This window comes from Akkermansia sp. 54_46 (assembly GCF_001917295.1).
Classification (GTDB): domain Bacteria; phylum Verrucomicrobiota; class Verrucomicrobiia; order Verrucomicrobiales; family Akkermansiaceae; genus Akkermansia; species Akkermansia muciniphila.
On sequence record NZ_MNUD01000035.1, the window covers coordinates 166082 to 187415 of the forward strand.

The following is a 21334-nucleotide window of genomic DNA, read 5'->3' on the forward strand; positions in this document are numbered from 1 at the left end:
CCGGAACAGCCGTGCTTCCGAAGCCATGCAGGCAGCCCACCCTGTTTCCTGTTATAAAAAAGCCGCTTCCCCAATTCAGGGGAAGCGGCCTTGAAAACCACAGGAAGAAAGAATTATTCCTCTGCTTCTATGCCTTCGCCGATCATCTTGGGATCTTCCGGCATTTTGCCTGTTGTGAAGTAACCTTCAATTTCCTCCAGGGAACGCCCCTTGGTTTCAGGCAGGAAGAAGGTCACCGTAATGAAATACAGCACCGTAATGCCGCCCAGCGTAAAGAACACGCCGGAATAACCGCAGCTGCCCACCCACGGGAGGAAAGAACCGGCGATAACCGTGGAAACCAGCTGGTTGATCAACAGAGCAATCGCCATACCGTTGGAGCGGATGCGGGCGGGCATCAGCTCGGACAGTGCCAGCCAGACGCATACGCCGGGGCCGGTGGCATAAAAAGCAATAAAGATAATGAAGAACGCAGTCACGCCCCAGCCCATGGAGGTATCCGGCTTTTCGCCCAATTCCGCCTTCAGAATGGAAACGGGCTTCATGGCATAACCTTCCTTGCCGTTCACCACCATTTTATTGGTGGAATCCGGAACGGCCTTGATCACGGCCAGAGAAGCCTTGTCCTCTTCCTTCTTGATATCCTTGGTATCCTTGGTCAGTTCGGAAAACTCTACGACGGAAAGCTGGGTGGAAGATCCCATCAGGAACTGGTACCAGGCGGGATTGGCTTCCGGCTGGTCATAGGTGATGATGAGCTGCATCCTGTTGATGTCCTTGTCGGCCATGCCGTTCTTGGCAAGAAGATTCCTGATGAAGGGGGAATCCGGAGTACGTTCCAATTGAAGCGTGCGGATGGAACCCACATCCTTGCCCTGTTCAAACTCCTTCTGGACGGAAGGGCTCTGGGCGGCCAGCAGGGCAGCCACATCCGCAGTCACATCCTTGCGGGCTTTTTCCACATTATTGAACAGGAACCCGGTGCCGAGAAGGCCGACCACGATGCCGGCCGTTCCGATTTTAAGCAGGAACTTGCGGCCCTTGCGGTCCACCAGCACCATGGCGACAATAGTCATCAAGCAGTTCACGACCTTGATGGTAAAGTCTGCCCAGTTGGCGGTGGTGCCTTCCAGGCCTGCCTGCTGGAATACCTTCACGGAATAATTCAGCACGGAATTAATGCCCGTAGCCTGCGTAAACGCCAGAACGAGCACCGCCAGAACAAAGGGATAGATATACTTGCGTTGAAGAAGGGACTCGCCGGAAGAGCTCTGCTTTTTGAGTTCCTCCGCCTTCTGCTTCTCTTCCTCTTCAATGTGGACCATTTCATCAAACACTTCCTTGGCGCGGGCATCCCCGTAACTGCGCACCAGCACAGCCATGGCTTCATCCTTGCGGCCGCGGCGGAACAGGTAGCGGGGAGATTCGCTCAAACGGAAGGAACCGAAAAACAGGAACAGGCCGGGAATGGCGCAAACCCAGAAAATAGCCTGCCAGGCCAGAACCTTGGCGGAAGTCAGCGATTCTTCGCTCGCGCCGGAATTCTCGACGCCGCCCACATAACTGGCGGCAAGCAAACCGACGACGGCGGCAAACACCAGGCCCACCGTCAGCAGGAACTGGAACATCCCCGTTCCCTTGCCGCGGGATTCGGCGCTCAGGCACTCGGCCAGATACAGCGGAACGACCACGCCCACAATACCGGCGCTGGCGCCCTGAAGAATACGGCCCAGCAACATAATGCCGAATACCTCCTGGGACAGGCAGATCACGGGGATGCTCGCCGTAAATAAGGCTGCGGCCACGGTAATCAACGCCTTGCGTCCCATCTTGTCGGCCAGATAGCCCGCAAACAGGGAAGAAAGAACGCTGCCGAACAGCACGGCGGCCACCACCTGGGAAAGCTGGGAGGGATTAAAACCGGCCGTCTGCTCAATGTAGGGAAGCGCGGCAGCAATCACGCCAACGTCCACACCGTAGAGCAGGCCGCCCAAACCGGCCATGATGAGGAGATAGCGCATATATCGCCTGGCCGCATCCGGAACGGCGGCTTTCATGTTTTCTTGGTCTGTCATGGTCGTTGCATTCTAGTAAATTGGCTCTTCTCCGCAACCAAAAAAGACACTTCCCGGGTAAAAACAAATTTCCTACCCGGAAATGCGTTCAAATGGTGAAAATATCGCAAAAGAAACAAGTAACAAACTGTCCGAAAACAGGAAATCATTTGGACACCTCTGCAAAAAAAGCCCTCATGCATCCCCCGGCTCCGAAAAACAGCCATGGGAAAATTCCGGAGCCGCACTTCAATCCCCGTAAACCGTCCGCCCCCCCTTCCGTATTGGAGCCAGAAAAACAGCGCGATGCGCCATCACGGAAACGGAAGCCGCCCTTACCGGCATCATCTGGCGGAAGAATCTATCCCAAGCCGCTTTTCAATCAGGTTCACAGACAACTCCGCGCACAGGCGCAATTCGTTATCGGCGTCATGAGTGAAAGCCTTAAGCGCGGACAGGGAAGCTTCCGAACCGATTTCCCCAAGAATGCGGGCGGCGGAACGTTTCAAAACAAAATCGTCCGACTCATTCAGCGAACGGATGATATCAGCTTCTCCCGTTGGACCGGCTGCCTTGCATTCGTCCTCCCACTTCTGGGGATCCTTTTTCCATTCCTCCAGAAGCAACGCCAAACTTCTCTTTTCCGAACCATGCAGTAAAAACCTGATCAGAGACGCCGGAATTTCGCAATCCGCCTTCTTCAGCTCCGTAGCCACGTAATCAACCACGCGCTGAGCCTCCTCATGATCCGGTTCCGCCCATACCACAAGGGCCGAAGCCAACGCGGTCACATATTCCGCATCACGCCCCCACGGTTCCCGGAGAAGCTCCACCAGCCTGGAAGAAACCTCACCCCGCATCTTATCCGGATTCACAGCCGACAAACGTTTTGCAGCGGCAATAACGCGACGGATGTCCAGACAGGACAGCTCCTTCAAATTGGCCAGCACGAAATACTGGTGGCGCTCATCCTGCAACGCGGCGGAAGCGGGCCGCGCTTCAAACCTGTCCCGGTTCAGAATCACTTCCACAAAAAAACGCTCCTTATCCTGCAGGGACACCTTCCCCATCTTGCCCGCAACCTCTACAAATTCCTTAAACGTAATGGGAGTGGGAGTAATAACGAACAGTCCGCCGCCCGTTCCCTTGCGGTCATAAAAAATAGGTTCGTCCTCGGACTGGGTCATCCTCTTCAAATACGCCTTTACCATATCCCGGTTGGCTGCATTCACCCCAACCACCCATACGCCCAGAACCCCCTGGGATTCCTTGCGGTCAATAGCGGAAAACAGAGGTTTCAAATCACCGTCCCCATAATTCTGGACAGAAGCGTTCTTGGAGGGCAGCTGCTCCAGCCCCATGCTGGTAAAGCCGGAGACATCTTCTTCCCCGGCGCTCCCCTCTTCATGACCTCCGAGCAGGGAAGGATTCACCTTGACCGGATACACGAAAGGCAGGGAAGCAATCCCCCCTGCAACCAGCAACCCCAGCAAAATGAAAACAATCTTGTGCCTGCGTCCGGCACAGGCCATCAAGCCTCCGGCAAGACAGGCAAAAAACAGGGCAAACGCCTTCTGCTGGGGCTGCTGCAGCATGGAAAGGAAAAAGGTCCCATCCATCTCGGAAGAAGCATTGTAAAAAATCCAGACGCAGCCGGCGGCAACAGCCAGAGACGCGCAAAGGCACACCAATTGAATCAGCCCCGTTTCCACCAGGGCGCTCTGAATGGCTTCCCTCCTGTCTTTGGGGGAATGGACGGAAACGGCTTTCTTCGCTTTGGCAAAAGGTTTCTTAGGAATCAGTTTTTCCCTGTCGCAAAGAAATTCATGCCCGCATTTGCTGCAATTCACCATAGAACCCTCCGCGGAAGAAGGCACATTGATATGTCGTTTGCACTGTGGACAATTCAGATTCACCGGGCTCCAATATGCACGTTTTTCATTCTTTTGCAATACCTGTCTTCCCAACTTTCCTCTTACCATGTACCCCGCGAAAATATGCAAGAAACTTCCATCGGCTCCTATTTCCATCATTTCTCCTTTTCATTTCGACTCTCTGATTTTTTTCTGAATGTAAAAACTCGCTCAAACCGCTCTCATTGAAAATAACATTTAATCGAAAACCATTCCGCAAACTTCGGAAAACAAGGTAAAGGGAAAATTCCCATCTTCCCCTGGCGAAAAGCTGGAAATTTTTCAGTCTCCCTTATCAGGGGCTCAATTTCCAAACGCACCTTGATATAAATTATTTGAATTTTACAACACGGGCCATTGGAAAAAGATAAAAACGCTCTTCATGCTCCTCTTCCCGCCTCACGTCATTCCGAGTGAACACGCTTGCAGAAGAGGAAATTTGGTAGTAGAATTTTCGCCATGTCATTGCAGCCTGCCGAACGCCGAGATTTCATCCGCGATATGATTTCTGATGACCTTGCCTCCGGCAAGCATCAGGCCCCGGTAACACGCTTTCCCCCGGAACCCAATGGGTATCTTCATATCGGACATGCCAAATCAATCTGCCTCAACTTCGGCATCGCCCAGGAATTTCCGGGTGCGCGCTGCCACCTGCGTTTTGACGACACCAACCCCAGCAAGGAAGACCAGGAATATGTGGACAGCATTCAGGAAGACATCCGCTGGCTGGGCTTTGACTGGGGCGACAACCTTTTCTTTGCCAGCAACATGTTCGACTTCTTTTACGAATGCGCCGTCTCCCTCATCCGCAAGGGATTGGCCTACGTAGACGAACAAACGGTGGAGGAAATACGCGCCCAGCGGGGCAACGTGAACGTGCCCGGACAGGAATCACCCTACCGCAACCGCTCCGTGGAAGAAAACCTGGCACGCTTCCAGGCCATGAAAAACGGAGAAATCCCGGAAGGCAAAGCCATCCTGCGAGCCAGGATAGACATGGCCTCCAGCAACATGAACATGCGGGACCCCGTGTTGTACCGCATCATGTTCGCGGAACACCACAACACGGGCAGTTCCTGGTGCATTTACCCCATGTATGACTTCGCCCACCCGCTGGAAGATGCCTACGAACACATCACCCATTCCCTCTGCACGCTGGAATTTGAAAACCACCGCCCCCTCTATGACTGGGTCATTGAAAACTGCCCCGTCCCGGCACGCCCGCGCCAGACGGAATTCGCCCGCCTGAACCTTACCTACACCGTCATGAGCAAGCGCAAGCTGCTGCAACTGGTGCAGGAAGGACACGTCTCCGGCTGGGACGATCCACGGATGCCCACCGTCTCCGGCATGCGCCGCCGGGGCTACACTCCTGCCGCCATCCGCAACTTCTGCCACACCATAGGCATCACTAAATTCAACGGCTTCACAGATGTGGCCCTGCTGGAATACAGCGTAAGGGAAGACCTGAATGCCAACGCGCCGCGCCGCATGGCCGTGCTCAATCCCCTCAAGGTCACTATCACCACCCTGCCGGAAAACGCGGAAGAAATGGCTGAAGTGCTGAACAATCCGGAAAAACCGGAAGAGGGCGTCCGCCGCCTCCCCATCACAAGGGAAGTCTGGATTGAACGGGACGACTTCATGCTGGACCCTCCTAAAAAATACTTCCGTCTGGCCCCCGGCCGCACCGTACGCCTCCGGGGGGGCTACTGCATCACCTGCACGGACTACAAGCAGGATGCGGAGGGAACTATCACGGAAATCTTCTGCGAACACATTCCCGGCACCATCGGTTCCAACCCTCCGGAAGGAATCCAGTGTCGCGCCGCCATTCACTGGGTAAGCACCAAATACGCGGTGGACGGAGAAATCCGCATCTATGACCGCCTTTTTACGGAAGAAAACCCGGACGCTGCTGAAGAAGGGTTCCTGTCCGTCATGAATCCCTCATCGCTGACCGTCATCACAAACGCCAAGCTGGAACCCTCCCTGGCCGGAGCCGAACCAGAATTCCGCTGCCAGTTCGAACGTCTCGGCTACTTTGTGGCGGACCGCAGGGACCATGTACCGGGCCGTCGTCCTGTTTTCAACCGCACGGTGGCTCTCAAGGACTCCTGGGCAAAAAAACAAAAATAACCTCTATTCATCCCCTTTTATGGACAATCAACTTCAATTCTGCACCGTTGAAGAAGCTGTGGAAGAAATACGGCAGGGACGGATGATCATCGTTACGGACGACCCTGGGCGTGAGAATGAGGCAGACTTGATCATTGCCGCCGAATTCGCCACGCCGGAAGCCATCAACTTCATGGTTACCCACGCCAGGGGCCTCGTCTGCGCACCTCTTTCACCGGAACGGGCGGACGCCCTCCAACTCCCGCTCATGACCTCCGTCAACCGGGAAAACATGTCCACAGCGTTCACCGTCTCCGTGGATGCGGCCCATGACATCACTACGGGCATCAGCGCCGCGGAACGCTCCCTCACCATTCGCACGCTGGCGGACCCCAAAGCCACCGTCAACGACTTTGTTCAGCCGGGTCACACATTCCCTCTCCGCGCCGTTCCCGGCGGAGTGCTGCGCCGCGCCGGCCATACGGAAGCCACCATTGACCTCGTGCGCATGGCGGGCCTCCAGCCCGCCGGCGTCTGCTGTGAAATCATGAAGGAAGACGGGACCATGGCCCGCATCGGGGACCTGGGAGGATTCCAGAAAAAACATGGTCTGAAAGCCTGCACCGTAGCCCAGCTCATTGAATACCGCCGAGCCAAGGAAAAGCAAATCCGGCTGGTGGAAACCGTCAACATGCCCACAGACTACGGTGACTTTACCTGCCGCCTCTATGAATCCCAGCTGGACGGCGCTCTCCACCTGGCCCTGGTTCACGGGGAAATCTCCCCGGACAAACCCACGCTGGTGCGCGTGCATAGTGAATGCCTGACGGGTGATGTCTTCGGCTCCCGCCGCTGCGACTGCGGCAGCCAGTTGCACACCGCCATGCGCCGCATCGCCCAGGAAGGAGGCGTCCTGCTCTACCTGCGGCAGGAAGGCCGAGGCATCGGCCTGGCGGCGAAACTCAAGGCTTACAAACTTCAGGAACAGGGTCTGGATACCGTGGAAGCCAACCTCAAGCTCGGCTATCCGGACGACCTGCGCGACTATGGCATCGGCGCGCAAATCCTGCATGACCTGGGAGCAAACCAGTTGCGTCTGCTTACCAACAACCCGCGGAAAATCGTGGGGCTGGAGGGCTTTGGCATAAAAATCACGGAACAGGTTCCTCTCATCATCCCACCCAACGAACAAAACAGCAAATACCTGGCTACCAAAAAATGCAAGCTGGGCCACATCCTGTAACTTTCCACTCCATCCCTTCATGTCCACGGAACTTCCCCGCCGCCAGCGCGCCACGGGCACGCGCGCCAAAATCTGCATCGTCGCCTCGGAATACAACGAACAATACACCCAGGCCCTGGTAGAAAACTGCTCGGAAGAACTGAAAACCGTGCTTCCCTCGGTCCGCCTGGAAATCATCCGCGTACCGGGAGCCTTTGAAATTCCGGTGTCCATTAAATCCGTTCTCTCCCGCTCTCCGGAAAAACGTCCTGATGCCGTGGTGGCTCTGGGGGTCATCCTGCGCGGCAGCACAGACCACGCGGACCTGATCGGCTCCACCATTACCCAGGCCCTGATGCAGCTCGCCCTGGAATTCACTACCCCCGTCATTCATGAAGTCCTGCTGCTGAATGATGAAAAGCAGGCCTTCGCCCGCTGTATCGCCTCTCAGCTCAACCGCGGCCGTGAAGCGGCCCGCACCGCTGCCCGCATGGCGGAACTCTTCCTCAACTCCCTGCTCCGGCAATAATACCTATTACTCTCTCTTCTCTATCGCCATGCTCTCACGCAACCAAATCAGACAAGCCGCCCTCCAATACCTTTACGCCGCCTCCCAGACGCCGGAAACGGAACAGGAGGGAATCTGGGATATCCTGATGGAACCTTTCCGGGGAGACTACTGCAAACTCAAGGCCAAGGCCGTCTCCGGCCACCTGACAAGGGACTATCCGGACAAGCTGCGCCTCTTCATCACCCGTGCGCGGGAAACGGCGGACAAACTGCAGCAAGACCCTCTTACCCTGCCCGTCCGCGACCAGCTTCAGGACCTGCTGACCAAGGAAGGAGAATTCAACGCCGCCCTGCTCCGGCTGAAAAAAGCCCTGCACGAAGACCCCGCCAATGACAAGGGTTCGCTTTCCGCCGCCTGCGACGCCGCCCAGGAACTCAATACCGCGCTGATGCAGATGCGCCGCCGCCTGCTGGACACGCTCAAGGACTTCCCAGCCTACAACGGGATCTGGCCCTCCCTCATTTCCTCCTGCAGGAAACTCCAGGAAATCAATGACCGCATCAACTGCCTCATCCACCCGGACGACCGCCCTTCCCTGGCGGAAATAAAAAAAGTGGTGGAGGCAGGACGGGATGCGGATGAACTCTACCGGGAAGCCAAAACCCTGGGGGAAGACATCCTGCGCCGCCGGGACGGGTTGGACGCCGCCATCGACTCCACGTTGGAAAACTACTCCCCGGAACGCGTCAGCGCCATTGACCGCGCCATCCTGCGCCTGGGCGCCTATGAACTCCTTCATCGCAAAGACCTCCCGGCTCCCATCGTCATCTCGGAGGCCATCCGCCTGTCGGAACGCTTCTCCTCAGCGGAATCCCCCCGCTTCGTCAACGGCGTCCTGGCCGGAATCTCAAAAACGGAACACCCGGCATAACTCCGCTTCGCGCCATGGCAGGATTCTTTAAAAAACTATTCACCAAATTCTCCCGAAGCTCCCGGATAGACTGGGAAGAACTGGAAGCTGAGCTGGTAGCCGCGGACATCGGCATCAGGCGCGCCATGGGTATTGCGGACCAGCTGAAGGAAAGCAAAGGCCTGGATGCGGAAAATCTGGTGGAATCCACCCGTGAAGTGCTCCGCCGGGCCTTTCCTTCCACCGCTCCGTCCCTGCCCGTCCCTCCGGAAGGCAAACCGCTGGTCATTCTGGTCGTGGGCGTCAACGGCACCGGGAAAACTACTTCTGCGGCCAAATTGGCCCATTTGCTGCAAAAACAGGGCTCCCGCGTCCTTCTGGCTGCGGCGGACACTTTTCGCGCGGCCGCCGTGGAACAGCTTCAAAGCTGGGCGGACAAGCTGAATATCCCCATCTGCAAGGGAGCACCCGGCCAGGATCCGGCCTCCGTCTGCTATGAGGCCCATACGCAGACCATCAGGGAAGGCTTCCAATACCTCATTTGCGATACCGCGGGACGCCTCCATACGCGCCACAACCTCATGGAGGAACTCTCCAAAATTCGCCGTACTCTCGCAAAGCAGGATGCATCCGCCCCCCACAGCACCCTGCTGGTAGTGGATGCCACTACAGGCGCTAACGCCCTGGCACAAGCTAGGGAATTTCATAAAGCAACGCCCCTGGACTCCGTCATTATCACCAAAATGGACGGTTCCGGAAAGGGAGGCGTGGCCGTAGCCATCATGGATGAAATGCACATTTCCCCCTCCTTTCTGGGAACGGGGGAAGGAGCCGAAGACTTTGAACCCTTCAACCGGGACCGCTACGTGGATTCCCTGCTGTAACGGGACCGCCTCAAATCCATGCCACCGCTTCCCCTCATCACCGCCCAGACGGAGGAAAAGCTGCTCGCCTTCCTGACGGAACATGGGCACACCAAATTCCGCACCCAGCAGGTTCTGGACTGGGTGTGGCGCAAGCGCGTCACCACCTTTGACGCGATGAGCAACCTCCCCCCCGCGCTCAAAAATCTGCTGGCGGAAAATTTCCGTTTCCACACGCCGGAAATCGTGGAAATCCACGGCTCTGCGGACACCACACGGAAATTCCTCACCAGAATGGAAGACGGCAGCCTGGTAGAATCCGTCATCATCCCTGCCGCAGCAGCGGAAAATGGAGAAAAATCGGAGCGCGTCACCCTTTGCGTTTCTTCCCAGGTAGGCTGTGCCTTCGGCTGCAAATTCTGCGCTTCCGGGCTGCTGGGCCTTAAACGCCACCTCACCACGGGGGAAATCATCGGGCAGATTCTCTCCGCGGAAGCCATCGCGGGAAAACGGGTCAACAACATCGTCTTCATGGGCATGGGGGAACCCCTTTCCAATTTTGACAACGTGGCGGATGCCCTGGAAATCATCACTTCCCACCGCGGTTTGGAAATAGGGGCGCGCCACATCACCATCTCCACGTCGGGATTCGTGCCCGGCCTGAAAAAACTGGCGGCCTATCCCAGGCAAATCCGTCTGGCCGTTTCCCTGCACGGAGCCACGGACGAAGTTCGCGACCAAATCATGCCGGTCAACAAAAAATGGCCGCTCTCCCAGCTCATTCCGGCCCTTGAAGAATGGAGCAGAGGAAGAAACCAGATGCCCACGCTGGAATACATCCTCATCCGGGACATCAACGACTCTCCGAAAGACGCGTCCCATCTCGTCCGGATCGCCAAACGCCTGCACGCCAAAGTCAATCTCATCCCGTACAACACCGTGGAGGGGCTTCCGTGGAAACGCCCTTCGGAAGAACGCTGCCGTTCCTTCCGGGATGCAGTTCACAAGGCGCGCATCCCCGTTACCATGCGGTATGAAAAAGGTCATGACATCAACGCCGCCTGCGGGCAGCTGAGGCTGAGAAAAGAACAGGAAAAGAACGGATGGACACCCCGTTGACGGAACGGGGCTTTTTCGAATTTGCAACGTTGCCTATTGCCCGGCTCCCTCCGTTGTGCTATCCTTCCCGGCCGGATGCCACCCATCCAGCCGCCTCACCATGGAAACTACGACAACCACCACTGCCGTTCCCCCGCTGGAACTGACCAGGGCCCCCCGCAAAACCCCGTCCCTGGACCTCAGGGACATTCCGCAGGCTCCCGGCCCGGAAAAAGGAGTGCTGGCCCTCATGGCCATGGACCCGGCCACTTACGTGGGGCAGTGCGTGACCATCGGCATGACGGAGGACTACTTCTACCTCCCCGCGCACAAGCTGCTCTGGCGCCTTTTCCAGGCCCGCTATAACAAAAACGAACCCATTGACATCGTTTCCATCACCCAGGCTTTGGAAGACATGCACCAGCTGGAAGCCGTAGGCGGAAGCGCGGGCCTGGCGGAAATATACACCTTTACCACCACCGGAGCCTATTTTGAGCATTACCTCAATGTCCTGAAGGACAAATTCATCCTCCGCTCCATCATTGACATCGCCAACCAGTCCACCACGCAGGCCTTTGACAATCCGGACGACGTAGCGGAACTGCTGGATTCTGTGGAAACCCATATTTTCCAGATACGGGAACGCTATAACAGCGCCAAGGATGAACAAAGCCTGGCCAGCATCCTTAAACAGGCCGTCACCAATTTTGAAAAATTTATCGCAAGCAAAGGCCAAATCCAGGGACTGACCACGGGATTCGAGGAACTGGACAAAAAAAGCAACGGGCTTAAACCGGGGGACATGTTCATCATCGCCGCCCGTCCCTCCATGGGTAAAACCTCCTTCCTGCTCAACATCATTGAGCACATCGCGCTTAACGAAAAAAAGCCTACTCTGCTCTTTTCCTGTGAAATGCCCGCAGTCCAGATTGTGGAACGCCTTCTTTTCGCCCGTTCCGGAGTCCGCAGCCGGGAAATCATCAAGAGAGGCAACCTCACCCAGCTTGAAATGAAGCACTTCAAACAGGCCGTCAAGGAAGTGGGGGCTTCCCAGCTTGTCATTGACGATACCGCAGCCATCTCCATCAACGAACTCCGGGCCAAAGCGCGCCGGGTCATGCGGGACCAGGGCGGTTTGGCAGCCATCGGCGTGGACTATCTCCAGCTCATGCGCTCCCACTCCAAACAGGCGGCCAACAGCCGTGAACGAGAAGTGGCGGAAATATCCGCCGGCCTCAAAGCCCTGGCCAAGGAACTTAAAGTGCCTGTTATCGTTCTGGCCCAGCTCAACCGCGGTCCGGAAAGCCGCACGGGAGCCAGCCTGGGCGTCCCCCGCATCTCCGACCTTCGCGAATCCGGCTCCATCGAACAGGACGCGGACATGATCGGCCTGCTCTACCGCTCCGCCTACTATGCGGAAGATGAGGAAAAACGCCAGCAAATGGCCGGACGGGCCAATCTGCATCTGGCTAAAAACCGCAACGGCCCCACGGGGGACGTTCCGCTCCACTTCGAAGCGGAACTCATGCGCTTCTCCACCCGCGAAGCGGATGAACACGACCAGGAAAGCGAATAAAAACTTTCTCTCCAGACGCCTGTTCTCTACGGATTAGCAATCCGGGGTCAAGCTTTGATTCTAAGCGGGAATGACTTGTATTGGCGTTTCCTTCCATGCCAAGAGGCGTTTTTATGAAATGAAGTCTGCCCGGCGCCATTGGCTTCCAATGAAAGCCCTGAGATCCTTTGCGTTATTTAAATCTGTAGTTAAATTTTGATAACTCTCTTTTCTGAAATACGTTACATGTAAGAAGAAGTCTGTATTTCAATGGCTGTAGCTCTTTGCAACTTTTCCTAAGTCAAACAGGATTTTCTTCGGTTTCTGCCTATAACGGATTGCTAACCCGGTAGCATCACGGTAGCGCCAGCGTTTCCTCTGGGCTTATTAATCTAGTTATTTTTTTAATATGAAAAAAAACTTATTTATTGCGGCAATCCTCTGCGGATCATGCATCTGCGCCCATGCCGCCAGCATGGTTACGGAATGGACTGGCAACGCTGGTCCTACGGAAGGCAATACCTATGAACTGGGTAATGCGGACAACTGGAGCAATGGAGTTCCCGCCCGCAGCAACGGGCAGGGGCCGGACGTCATCTTCAATAACACCGGAACTATCAATATCAGCGGCTCCATGGTGGACACCTCCGACGGCGGCAGCATCACCGTCACAGGCAACAGCAATGTTACGGTTGGGGGAACCCGCTGGACCGGAAACGTCACCATTGGAGCCAATTCCTCTCTTTCCCTCACACAAGTGGACTTCAAAAGCAGTGAGATCATCCTGGACGGGATCTTCCATCTTGGCGTTTGCGGCATTGACAATGGAGGCAATGGAGCCCGGCTTGTTTTCGGAACAAACGGTATCATGAACGTTAATCAGCAAATCTGGGGAGCATCCGGCTTCTCCGTTTCCGGCATGCTGGCCACCATATCCACTGACTTGGCTGCTGGAGAATTCCAGTTTGTTACCCGCACGCTGATTACCTCCGCCGGTTTTGACGGCGGTTCCATTTCCCTGGGAGACTTCACCGCGGAAGACGGCGGCGCGCTGACCAAGGCGTCCGGAATTATGGAAGGGAACGCCGCAGACTACCAGGGCCAGTACTATCTCTACACGGAAAACGGAAACGTCAAGGTGCAGTACGTAGTGGCGGGAGCAGTGCCGGAACCTGCTACGGCCACCCTCAGCCTGCTGGGGCTGGCTTCCCTGATGCTGCGCCGCAGGCGCGCCTGACCTTCCACACCCTGTCTTTTTTCCTCAACAGCCTGTATGCCCACGCATACAGGCTGTTTTATTTTCAGGCGAGTGACGAAAACGTCACAAAAAACATCTTCATGCCATTGCCGGGAATCCGTAGCATTTTTCCATTATCTCCCGTTCAACGCCATGCAAACCCACGCAAAATCACTCAACGAACGTTTCCGCACACTCATCTCTCTGATTTTCGGTCTGGCTATCGGCTGTTCCCTGCTCTTCGGGGAGTCCCGCTGGGAAACGTCTCCGCTCATTGAAGAAAGCCTCATGCTCCTGGCCTGCTTCATGGCCGGCATAGGCGCCTTCGGGCGCATCTGGTGTTCCCTCTACATTGCGGGCTATAAAAACAACGTCCTGGTTACTGACGGGCCATACTCCATGTGCCGCAATCCGCTCTATTTCTTCAGCTTCGTTGGCAGCATAGGCGTATCCTGCGCTACGGAGACCTTCACCATCCCCCTGCTTACGGCGCTGGCGTTCGGAATCTACTACCCGTCCGTCATCAGAAAGGAACAAGAAAGGCTCACCGCCCTTTTCGGAGACGCCTACCGGAACTATTGCAGGAACGTTCCCTCCTTCATTCCCTCCCTCTCACGGCTTAAACCGCCGCCTACCGCCTACTCCGTCAATCCCGCCACATTCACGCACAACATTGTGGATGCGCTGTGGTTCATCTGGTTCATCGGCATCTTTGAATTCATCAGCGGACTTCATGAAGCCGGAATGCTTCCCGTGTGGTTCCTCATTCCGTAACAGGCTCTTTTCTCCTGGCATCCAGAAGCCCCGCAAGCGCCCGTTGGGAAACCATCTTACGGAAAGATGCGCGGTCCCGCGGATAAAGCATCATCTCCGTCCGCGTCTCCCTCCCCCGGAAAGCCCAGGCAAGCCATACGGTCCCCACAGGCTTTTCCGGCGTACCGCCCCCGGGGCCCGCGATACCGCTGACGGCGACAGCGACATCGGCTCCGGAGCGTTCCAGGGCTCCTTCCGCCATCGCTTTAACCACGGGCTCGCTCACAGCCCCGCAACGCTTCAGGACCTCCTCCGGCACGCCCAGCATCTCCGTCTTTGCCCGGTCGGCATAAGTAACCCACCCGCATTCAAAAACCCCGGAGGCCCCCGGCACATCCGTAATCCTCTTGGCAATCAGGCCGCCGGTGCAGCTCTCCGCCGTCGCCGCCTTCAGCCCCTGCTGCGCCAGATGGCACACAACCGCTTTCTCCAGGGATGCCCCCACAGGAGCCAGCACATACGCCCCGGCCAGAATGCGCAAACGGGCCTCTCCCTGTTTCAAAGCCACCTCACTGCCCACCAGGCGCACGTCCACTTCCCCGACGCGCGCGCAATACGCCACCTCCAGACCCTCCACCTGGTGCAGGGAATCATCCACCAGCTCTTGGAGATCGCTCTCCCCTATCCCTACCAGGCGGAACACGCGCAAATGAGAAATATCCTCATCCGCCAAATCTTCCAGAAGCGGCATCACGGAATGTTCCACCATCGGCTTCAATTCCGCCGGCGGCCCCGGCAGCAGGATGAACATGGGAAGGGAACCGCTGGCAGGCATCACCAGTCCGGGCGCCGTCCCGTTGGAATTCTCCAGCACCGCGGCGCCATCCGGAACCATGGCCTGCTTGAAATTGCACTCCGCAATGGGAATCCCCCTCCGTTCAAAATAACTCTTCAGCCACTCCGCCACATGCTCGTCACGGTACATGTCCACGCCGCAAACGTCGCACAGGGCTTCCCGGGTCACATCATCGCTCGTCGGCCCCAGTCCCCCGCTTACAATCACGATATCTGCGCGCCGGGCGCTCTCCCTCATGGCCTCGTTAATAGCGTACCCGTCGGGCACTACGGTTACCCTCCCCACGCGGAACCCTGCCTCAAATAATCTGTTGCCCAGCCATGCGGCATTTGTATTCACAATACTCCCCAGCAAAATTTCCGTCCCGGTGTTGATCAATTCAACCCTGATCTGTTTCATGCAGCCAGTATGCTCCCTCAAGCGCTCCGTGACATGCAACAATCCTGCCATGTATCATAAAAAACTTCATTTAAACGCCCCGTAAGATACATTAGGGGCACTGACAAAGACCATGAACACACCTTCCCGGCCCCGGGCCACCAAAATCATCTGTACTATTGGGCCAGCAACAGACACTTCCGACATGCTGGGCCAGCTTATTGAAGCCGGAGCCAACGTCTTCCGGCTCAACATGAGCCATTCCAAACACGACTGGGTCCGGGAAGTAGTCTTCCGCATCCGCCGGAAAGCAGCGGAACTGAAAGCGAACGTAGCTATCCTCTTTGACCTCCAGGGGCCTTCCATTCGCACGGGAGATCTGCTGGAACCCTACCATTTGAAAAAGGGAGACACCGTGGAAATCCGCCTGGGCACAGCCAAGCCGGAACTTCCTTTTTCCACCACGGTAAACTATGACGGCCTCCTGCAGGATGTTCAGGCGGGCCATACCATGGTGGTGGATAACGGAGGCATCCTCATGCGCATTGCGGAAGTGCGCCCGGACAGGCTCATCTGCGACGTGCTCACGGAAGGCGTATTCGGCTCCCGCCGCCACATCAACCTTCCCGGCGTAGCGCTGCGGCTCCCGGCCCTGACGGAAAAAGACTTGGCGGACCTGGCCGTGGCCGTAGAATGCGAGACGGACTACGTAGCCATGTCCTTCGTCCGGGATGCCGCCCATATTGCCCAGCTCCGGGAACACATCGACAACTTGGGAGGCAAGGCCCAGATCGTCGCAAAAATTGAAGACCAGCAGGCTGTCCGCCACATTGACGATATCATCCTAGCCGCAGACGTCATCATGGTCGCGCGCGGAGACCTGGGCATTGAAGTCAGCATTGAAGAACTGCCCATCATCCAGCGCCGCATCGTCCGCCATTGCCACAGGCTGGGACGCCGCTGCATCGTGGCAACGCATATGCTGGAATCCATGATAACCCAGCCCACCCCTACCCGTGCGGAAGTCACGGACGTTTCCAACGCCATCTTTGAACAAGTGGATGCCGTCATGCTTTCCGGAGAAACCTCCGTGGGCCATTACCCCGTACGCTGTGTGGAAGTGCTGGATTCCATCGCCCACCGCATGGAGTGCTCCGGCAATCTCAACTTCGCGGCATCCGCCATCCTGAACGGAGACCGCCAGAAAGCCACCAAGGCAGCCATCTCCCTGGCGGACTCCGTGGAAAACGCCTGTCTGATCGTCTTTACCCGCCGCGGCCTGGCCGCCACGCAGGCAGCCGTCCTCAGACCGGAACGGGCTGCCATTTTCGCCTTCAGCAATGACCCTGTCGTTGTCAGGCAACTCGCCCTGGCGCGTGACGTAACCGCCTTTGAATCACCCTTCCTGAAAGATCCGGCCCGCATGATTTCCACCGCCCTGGACCTGCTGAAAGAAAAAGGGCTGATCTCCTCCGGCCAGCCTGTCGTCATCCAGGGGGACAGCCTGCAAGGAGAACTGCTGGCGGACTCCATCATCTTCATGCGCGTGGAATAATGGCCTGCACCTTTCCTATAGAGCGGGAGACGGCCGTGTGGCCCCCGCCCGCCTCCTTCAGGGAACTTCTGCTGGATGCGGATCCGGACGAACGCCGGATAGCGGATCATCTGGCCCACGGCGAACTTTACGTCGCAAAAAACTGCGGGACTGCCGCCGGAGTCATTGTTATCCGTCAGACGAGGGAACATACATGGGAAATCATGAATTGCTCCGTAGCTCCTGAATATAGAAGGCAGCATTGCGGAACAGCCCTAGTGCGGCACGCCCTGGACATCATCAGAAACAAAGGGGGCCGGTATGCGGAAGTGGGAACGTCCGATGCATCTCCGGGGCCAATGGCTCTCTATGAAAGCTGCGGATTCCAGATTTCTGGCGTTATCAACAACCACTTCACGGACAACTATCCGGAACCCGTCTGGGACAATGGCGTGCAATGTATTGACATGATCCGCATGCGTGCGGACCTCTCCCTTCGGAAAGAAGGAGCGCATCATGCTGCTCAAAAAGTATAAACCACGCTGACTCCCGTCACCCAGCTATTGCCCTTTACCAGCGTTCTTCCATACACGCGGTTCACCCCGTGGGAACCCTTGCCGAGCCAGTGCAGGCCAACGAAAGGCTCTATAAAAACATTCCCGAACAGACGGTAATTCGCCGTCACCCTGAAATAGAGAGACTGCCAGCCATTGCTGCTGGAAGGCCAATAGGAAGAACTCAACACGGCGCCGAATTTAAAACCCATATAAAGGTTTTCCGTCATCCGGAAATCCGATCCCGTACACATGTCAAACCACCAGCCCGTGATTCCGTAAAAGGAATATGCGGCACTTCCCTGCGCATAAAAACCGGGAAGGAATCCCACATCATGGCGCATGATCAGCGCCGCTTCATACGTTGTTCCCCCATTGCCGAACAAACGTTCGGAAGCAAACCCCGCCAATCCGCCGTCATTCGCACGAAAGGATAATGCCGCATACGTAGCTTTTCCGAACTTCCGCTGAAGACCAAGATCCACCATCGTCTCATTCTCTATATCCGCCGCCGGATGCCCCAGTAAAATCTCCTCCTTCAAAGCCAGAATCAGGGAATACCGGTCATTCAAATCGCTTCTCCAATCCAGCCGCAAAGGAGCCGTAGGATTACAGCCCGCGGGAATCAGCCCCCTGAACTCGTAATTAGTGGAATACCCGGCTTTGATACTGCCGCTGACCGGTCTTAAAGCAGGAGCGGAAGGAACCTCCGGAATGCGTGATTCCGCCGAAGAAACGGCCATGGAAGCGACAGAGACGATGCCCGCTCCAAAGAGAAAAGAAAAAAAGAAATTCATAACATCGAAATGCCGTGCGGAAAGTATTCTGGATAAAAAAACTCCTCTTGGCAACAAGCAAAAACGCCGCTGTTTTCTGCTCTGCTTCAGGAAACATCATTCAGGCCTGCCTGCTGCCAACTTCAGAAAGAATAAACGAGACCAGCCCCGGCTACTACTCCGAAATTCTTATAAGGCTTGTCGCCCCTGTCCGAACCTCGGTTGGCCTTCAAGGCGCCCTCTCCGGCCCAGTTGAAGCTGACGAAGGGAACGAGAGACAGGTTCTTGGCACCCAGTTTCACCGGAAGTTCAGCCTTCAGCCACCAGGCCTGGGAACCGTTGGACATAAAAAGGGATTTATTGTCAAAATAAGAGGAAGTGGCAGACATCCCGGCGCTCAATACAAAATCGATGTCGGAGCAGATAGCTGCCTGATGCCCCACATGCGGCCGGAACCACCAGCCGGTCATGCCCTGGAAGGCATAGCTCATGGTTACGCCGGCAAACCAGTTTCCGGGCAAACCGTAATCCAGCGTCAGATAAAATTCCTGAATGACGGAATGGGTATTCCTTATATACACATCTTCATCACTCATCCAGGTGGCGTTATAATCATACCTGGCAAAATTCCCAAGCAGGCCGCCGTGAATCAGGTTCCAGCCAAGCGTCGTGGACAGGTTCTTCAGTAAACCATCCCGGTTCTTCCATCCAAAAAGAAAATCGGTCTCGTTATGAAAAGAGAAATCTCTTTCCCCTGCCATGTGGTGTCCTGAAATCAGGAACGTACAAGATGCCGCCCCAACAACGGAATTACAATCATCCAATTTATAATTCAAATCCACACTGGCAGGAATAATTCCATCTCCTTCCGTCAGTGAATGAGAAGCCACAATGCCGCGGCAGGTGTAATTGGAAGCATACCCGGCATCAACTTCCCCGGACAAAGGACAGTCCTGTTCCACGGGAACAGAAACCGGAGAAACAGTTTTAACGGAAATTTCCGCAAAAGCGGAAACGGCAAAAAAAAACGGCACCCCCCGCAATACCAATGATATTTCTGAATTGCATCATCACGCTTCAAATGACAATCTGGATATCGGCGCATTGCAAAAAACGGAGTTCATAAAAAACGATACGCCGCCAGCAATTAAAAAAAGCGCGGCGGATTTCTCCGCCGCACCTGAAAATATAATTCAATCGCAGGCCGGATGGCTTAGAAAGAATAGACAAGGCTGGCTCCAGCCACTACGCCGAAGTTCTTGTAAGGCTTGTCTCCCTTATCCAGGCCCTTATTGACCTTCAACGCGCCGCAGCCGGCCCAGTTGAAGCTGACGAAGGGAACAAGGGACAGGTTCTTCACTCCCAGCTTCACCGGAAGTTCAGCTTTCACCCACCAGGCCTGAGCGCCATTGGCCTGCTCGAACGCAGCGCCAAAATAGCTGGACGTGGCAGACATCCCGGCCGTCACGACAATGTCCGTGACGGGGCAGAGAGCGGCCTTGTAGCCAACATAAGGTTGGAACCACCAGCCGGTCATGCCCTGGAAGGCATAGCTCGTGGTTACGCCGGCAAACCAGCTCTGAGTCAGATCGTAATTCAGATTCAGGTAAAATTCCTGCGTGACGGAATGAGCATGGTCATACTTGGCAAAGCTGCCCAGCAAACCGCCGTGAATCAGGTTCCAGCCAAGCGTCGTGGACAGGTTCTTCAGCAAACCGTCCTTATTCTGCCAGCCAAGGTTGAAATTGGTCTCATTGTGGAAGGAAGTATCCCTGTCCCCCATGAGATGGTGGCCTGAAGTCAAGGTCGTATAAGAAGCGGAAGCCACAATGGAGTTGGCATCGCACAGCTTGTAATTCAGATTGACACCGGCGGGGATGACGCTATCCCCTTCCGCCAACGCGTGGGAAGCCACAATGCCGCGGCAGGTGTAATTGGAAGCGTAGCCGGCGTAAATATCGCCGGACAGCGGGCTGGAAGTCGCCACAGGAGCGGGAACCGGAGTCGGAGCAACAATCTTGACGGGAGTACCCGCAAGAGCAGCTCCGGCAAAGGATGCCACAACTGCCGCAACACTGATGATGTTCTTGGTTTGCATGACTATTACTTGGTTAGGGTATTAATTGTTGATTTGCTAACATGGAAAGAAAAATGCTTTTTCCCCCCTTATTAAGAAAAGTGAAACATTTTCGTCACAAAAGTAAAGAATTTTCTCTTGATAAATCAGCAAGTCATTGATTTCACATTATTTACATCCACCAGCCCCATGACAAAAAATCCAATTCTCCATATCTTGCCAAACCTTCCCTTCCAAGGCCTTGCTGGATACAGACACTCCGCACCATCCAGAAGCCTGTCTTCTTTCAGGGCAGGAGAAGGATTCACCAAAACCCTCCGCCTGCAGGAAAGCAGCATGGGCAAATCCGCGGCACTGTCGCTGTAGGCAACGGCGTTTTCCAGAACACCATGTTCCGGCAGTACATTCCGCTCCCGCAGACGTTCCACCTTCACCGCCCCCTTATTATTACCGTTCGGCAGTTTCGGCATTGCCGGCATGCGTTCCTCCAGAAGCACATCCGTTCCCAGAATTTCGTCAAATCCCAGCAGTTCACCCAGAGGCTTCACGTAAAATGATGGAGAAGCGGAAACCATGAGACACAAATACCCCTTCTTCCGATACTCTGCCAGCCGCTCCTTCAGCTCCGGATAAATCCATTCCTGCGCCATCTCGGCAAACTTCCGTCCATATTCCCGCACCGTTTCAGCGGGAAGCCCCCACAAATACATGAGATAAGCCCTCTTCATCCGGTTCTCATCCCATATTCTCAAAATATAGAGCGGGATACAGGCCAGGAAAAGAAAAATCAGCAAGCGTCTCCAAGGATGGCGCCTCACCACAAAACAGGAAAAAACATATTGCGTATCCCAGGGAAGGAGCGTTCCGTCCATATCGAAAAGCGCTGCGCCTCTTTTTTTCCAATCGTCCGTCATGCTTTCATCTT

At 55.7% G+C, this 21334-nt stretch carries 18 protein-coding genes; 11 read left to right on the plus strand and 7 right to left on the minus strand.

Annotated elements, in window-relative coordinates; genetic code table 11:
- Positions 1–113 precede the first annotated feature (113 nt).
- Positions 114–2075, minus strand: coding sequence for an MFS transporter (locus BHW66_RS10060; protein WP_206646787.1), 1962 nt, complete (start codon positions 2073–2075; stop codon positions 114–116).
- A gap of 323 nt (positions 2076–2398) precedes the next feature.
- A complete protein-coding gene (locus BHW66_RS10065; protein WP_022198445.1) occupies positions 2399–3907 on the minus strand; it encodes a hypothetical protein in 1509 nt (502 codons plus the stop codon).
- Positions 3908–4426: 519 nt separating this feature from the next.
- Here BHW66_RS10065 and BHW66_RS10070 point away from each other — a divergent pair.
- From BHW66_RS10070 to BHW66_RS10110, 9 genes are all read left to right on the plus strand, one after another.
- Positions 4427–6106, plus strand: a complete 1680-nt coding sequence (locus tag BHW66_RS10070) for a glutamine--tRNA ligase/YqeY domain fusion protein (RefSeq protein WP_102758692.1) — start codon at positions 4427–4429, stop codon at positions 6104–6106.
- Between the two features lie 19 nt (positions 6107–6125).
- Positions 6126–7328: a bifunctional 3,4-dihydroxy-2-butanone-4-phosphate synthase/GTP cyclohydrolase II gene (locus BHW66_RS10075; RefSeq protein WP_022198447.1), complete on the plus strand. Its 1203-nt coding sequence runs from the start codon at positions 6126–6128 to the stop codon at positions 7326–7328.
- Between the two features lie 19 nt (positions 7329–7347).
- A complete protein-coding gene (gene ribH / locus BHW66_RS10080; RefSeq protein ID WP_022198448.1) occupies positions 7348–7836 on the plus strand; it encodes a 6,7-dimethyl-8-ribityllumazine synthase in 489 nt (162 codons plus the stop codon).
- Positions 7837–7864: 28 nt separating this feature from the next.
- Positions 7865–8749, plus strand: coding sequence for a transcription antitermination factor NusB (nusB, locus tag BHW66_RS10085; protein ID WP_180975837.1), 885 nt, complete (start codon positions 7865–7867; stop codon positions 8747–8749).
- Positions 8750–8763: 14 nt separating this feature from the next.
- Positions 8764–9612, plus strand: a complete 849-nt coding sequence (gene ftsY, locus BHW66_RS10090) for a signal recognition particle-docking protein FtsY (protein WP_102758694.1) — start codon at positions 8764–8766, stop codon at positions 9610–9612.
- A gap of 18 nt (positions 9613–9630) precedes the next feature.
- Complete coding sequence (rlmN, locus tag BHW66_RS10095) at positions 9631–10710, plus strand: 23S rRNA (adenine(2503)-C(2))-methyltransferase RlmN (RefSeq protein WP_102758695.1); 1080 nt, start codon at positions 9631–9633, stop codon at positions 10708–10710.
- Between the two features lie 100 nt (positions 10711–10810).
- A complete protein-coding gene (gene dnaB / locus BHW66_RS10100; protein ID WP_012419480.1) occupies positions 10811–12265 on the plus strand; it encodes a replicative DNA helicase in 1455 nt (484 codons plus the stop codon).
- Between the two features lie 388 nt (positions 12266–12653).
- Positions 12654–13481 carry a PEP-CTERM sorting domain-containing protein gene (locus tag BHW66_RS10105; RefSeq protein ID WP_102758761.1) on the plus strand — a complete coding sequence of 276 codons (828 nt, stop codon included), beginning with the start codon at positions 12654–12656 and terminating at the stop codon, positions 13479–13481.
- A gap of 153 nt (positions 13482–13634) precedes the next feature.
- Entirely contained in the window at positions 13635–14255 is a 621-nt protein-coding gene (locus tag BHW66_RS10110) for an isoprenylcysteine carboxylmethyltransferase family protein (RefSeq protein WP_180975848.1), read from the plus strand.
- Here the strand turns inward: BHW66_RS10110 and BHW66_RS10115 are convergent.
- Positions 14245–15489 carry a competence/damage-inducible protein A gene (locus BHW66_RS10115; protein ID WP_180975847.1) on the minus strand — a complete coding sequence of 415 codons (1245 nt, stop codon included), beginning with the start codon at positions 15487–15489 and terminating at the stop codon, positions 14245–14247. The two genes, BHW66_RS10110 and BHW66_RS10115, sit on opposite strands and share 11 nt — an antisense overlap.
- Positions 15490–15601: 112 nt before the next feature.
- Here BHW66_RS10115 and pyk point away from each other — a divergent pair, with 112 nt between their 5' ends.
- Together pyk and BHW66_RS10125 are read left to right on the plus strand one after the other, a co-directional pair.
- Positions 15602–17023: a pyruvate kinase gene (gene pyk / locus BHW66_RS10120; RefSeq protein WP_102737496.1), complete on the plus strand. Its 1422-nt coding sequence runs from the start codon at positions 15602–15604 to the stop codon at positions 17021–17023.
- 35 nt (positions 17024–17058) lie between these two features.
- Positions 17059–17538, plus strand: a complete 480-nt coding sequence (locus tag BHW66_RS10125; RefSeq protein ID WP_217730516.1) for a GNAT family N-acetyltransferase — start codon at positions 17059–17061, stop codon at positions 17536–17538.
- Here the strand turns inward: BHW66_RS10125 and BHW66_RS10130 are convergent.
- The 4 genes from BHW66_RS10130 to BHW66_RS10145 form a co-directional block, all read right to left on the minus strand.
- Positions 17526–18353 carry a hypothetical protein gene (locus BHW66_RS10130; RefSeq protein ID WP_046437963.1) on the minus strand — a complete coding sequence of 276 codons (828 nt, stop codon included), beginning with the start codon at positions 18351–18353 and terminating at the stop codon, positions 17526–17528. The genes BHW66_RS10125 and BHW66_RS10130 overlap by 13 nt on opposite strands.
- 122 nt (positions 18354–18475) lie before the next feature.
- Positions 18476–19093, minus strand: a complete 618-nt coding sequence (locus BHW66_RS10135) for a hypothetical protein (RefSeq protein WP_253822171.1) — start codon at positions 19091–19093, stop codon at positions 18476–18478.
- Between the two features lie 452 nt (positions 19094–19545).
- Positions 19546–20430: a hypothetical protein gene (locus tag BHW66_RS10140; RefSeq protein ID WP_046437966.1), complete on the minus strand. Its 885-nt coding sequence runs from the start codon at positions 20428–20430 to the stop codon at positions 19546–19548.
- Positions 20431–20555: 125 nt separating this feature from the next.
- Positions 20556–21323, minus strand: a complete 768-nt coding sequence (locus tag BHW66_RS10145; protein WP_046437968.1) for an HAD family hydrolase — start codon at positions 21321–21323, stop codon at positions 20556–20558.
- Between the last annotated feature and the right edge of the window lie 11 nt (positions 21324–21334).

What these genes read in the sequence shown, in the direction of transcription:
- BHW66_RS10060 (WP_206646787.1), bottom strand. Translation starts at nt 2,075, where the DNA reads ATGACAGACCAAGAAAACATGAAAGCCGCCGTTCCGGATGCGGCCAGG.
- BHW66_RS10065 (WP_022198445.1), bottom strand. Translation starts at nt 3,907, where the DNA reads ATGGTGAATTGCAGCAAATGCGGGCATGAATTTCTTTGCGACAGGGAA.
- BHW66_RS10070 (WP_102758692.1), top strand. Translation starts at nt 4,427, where the DNA reads ATGTCATTGCAGCCTGCCGAACGCCGAGATTTCATCCGCGATATGATT.
- BHW66_RS10075 (WP_022198447.1), top strand. Translation starts at nt 6,126, where the DNA reads ATGGACAATCAACTTCAATTCTGCACCGTTGAAGAAGCTGTGGAAGAA.
- ribH (WP_022198448.1), top strand. Translation starts at nt 7,348, where the DNA reads ATGTCCACGGAACTTCCCCGCCGCCAGCGCGCCACGGGCACGCGCGCC.
- nusB (WP_180975837.1), top strand. Translation starts at nt 7,865, where the DNA reads ATGCTCTCACGCAACCAAATCAGACAAGCCGCCCTCCAATACCTTTAC.
- ftsY (WP_102758694.1), top strand. Translation starts at nt 8,764, where the DNA reads ATGGCAGGATTCTTTAAAAAACTATTCACCAAATTCTCCCGAAGCTCC.
- rlmN (WP_102758695.1), top strand. Translation starts at nt 9,631, where the DNA reads ATGCCACCGCTTCCCCTCATCACCGCCCAGACGGAGGAAAAGCTGCTC.
- dnaB (WP_012419480.1), top strand. Translation starts at nt 10,811, where the DNA reads ATGGAAACTACGACAACCACCACTGCCGTTCCCCCGCTGGAACTGACC.
- BHW66_RS10105 (WP_102758761.1), top strand. Translation starts at nt 12,654, where the DNA reads ATGAAAAAAAACTTATTTATTGCGGCAATCCTCTGCGGATCATGCATC.
- BHW66_RS10110 (WP_180975848.1), top strand. Translation starts at nt 13,635, where the DNA reads ATGCAAACCCACGCAAAATCACTCAACGAACGTTTCCGCACACTCATC.
- BHW66_RS10115 (WP_180975847.1), bottom strand. Translation starts at nt 15,489, where the DNA reads ATGAAACAGATCAGGGTTGAATTGATCAACACCGGGACGGAAATTTTG.
- pyk (WP_102737496.1), top strand. Translation starts at nt 15,602, where the DNA reads ATGAACACACCTTCCCGGCCCCGGGCCACCAAAATCATCTGTACTATT.
- BHW66_RS10130 (WP_046437963.1), bottom strand. Translation starts at nt 18,353, where the DNA reads ATGAATTTCTTTTTTTCTTTTCTCTTTGGAGCGGGCATCGTCTCTGTC.
- BHW66_RS10135 (WP_253822171.1), bottom strand. Translation starts at nt 19,093, where the DNA reads ATGGCAGGGGAAAGAGATTTCTCTTTTCATAACGAGACCGATTTTCTT.
- BHW66_RS10140 (WP_046437966.1), bottom strand. Translation starts at nt 20,430, where the DNA reads ATGCAAACCAAGAACATCATCAGTGTTGCGGCAGTTGTGGCATCCTTT.
- BHW66_RS10145 (WP_046437968.1), bottom strand. Translation starts at nt 21,323, where the DNA reads ATGACGGACGATTGGAAAAAAAGAGGCGCAGCGCTTTTCGATATGGAC.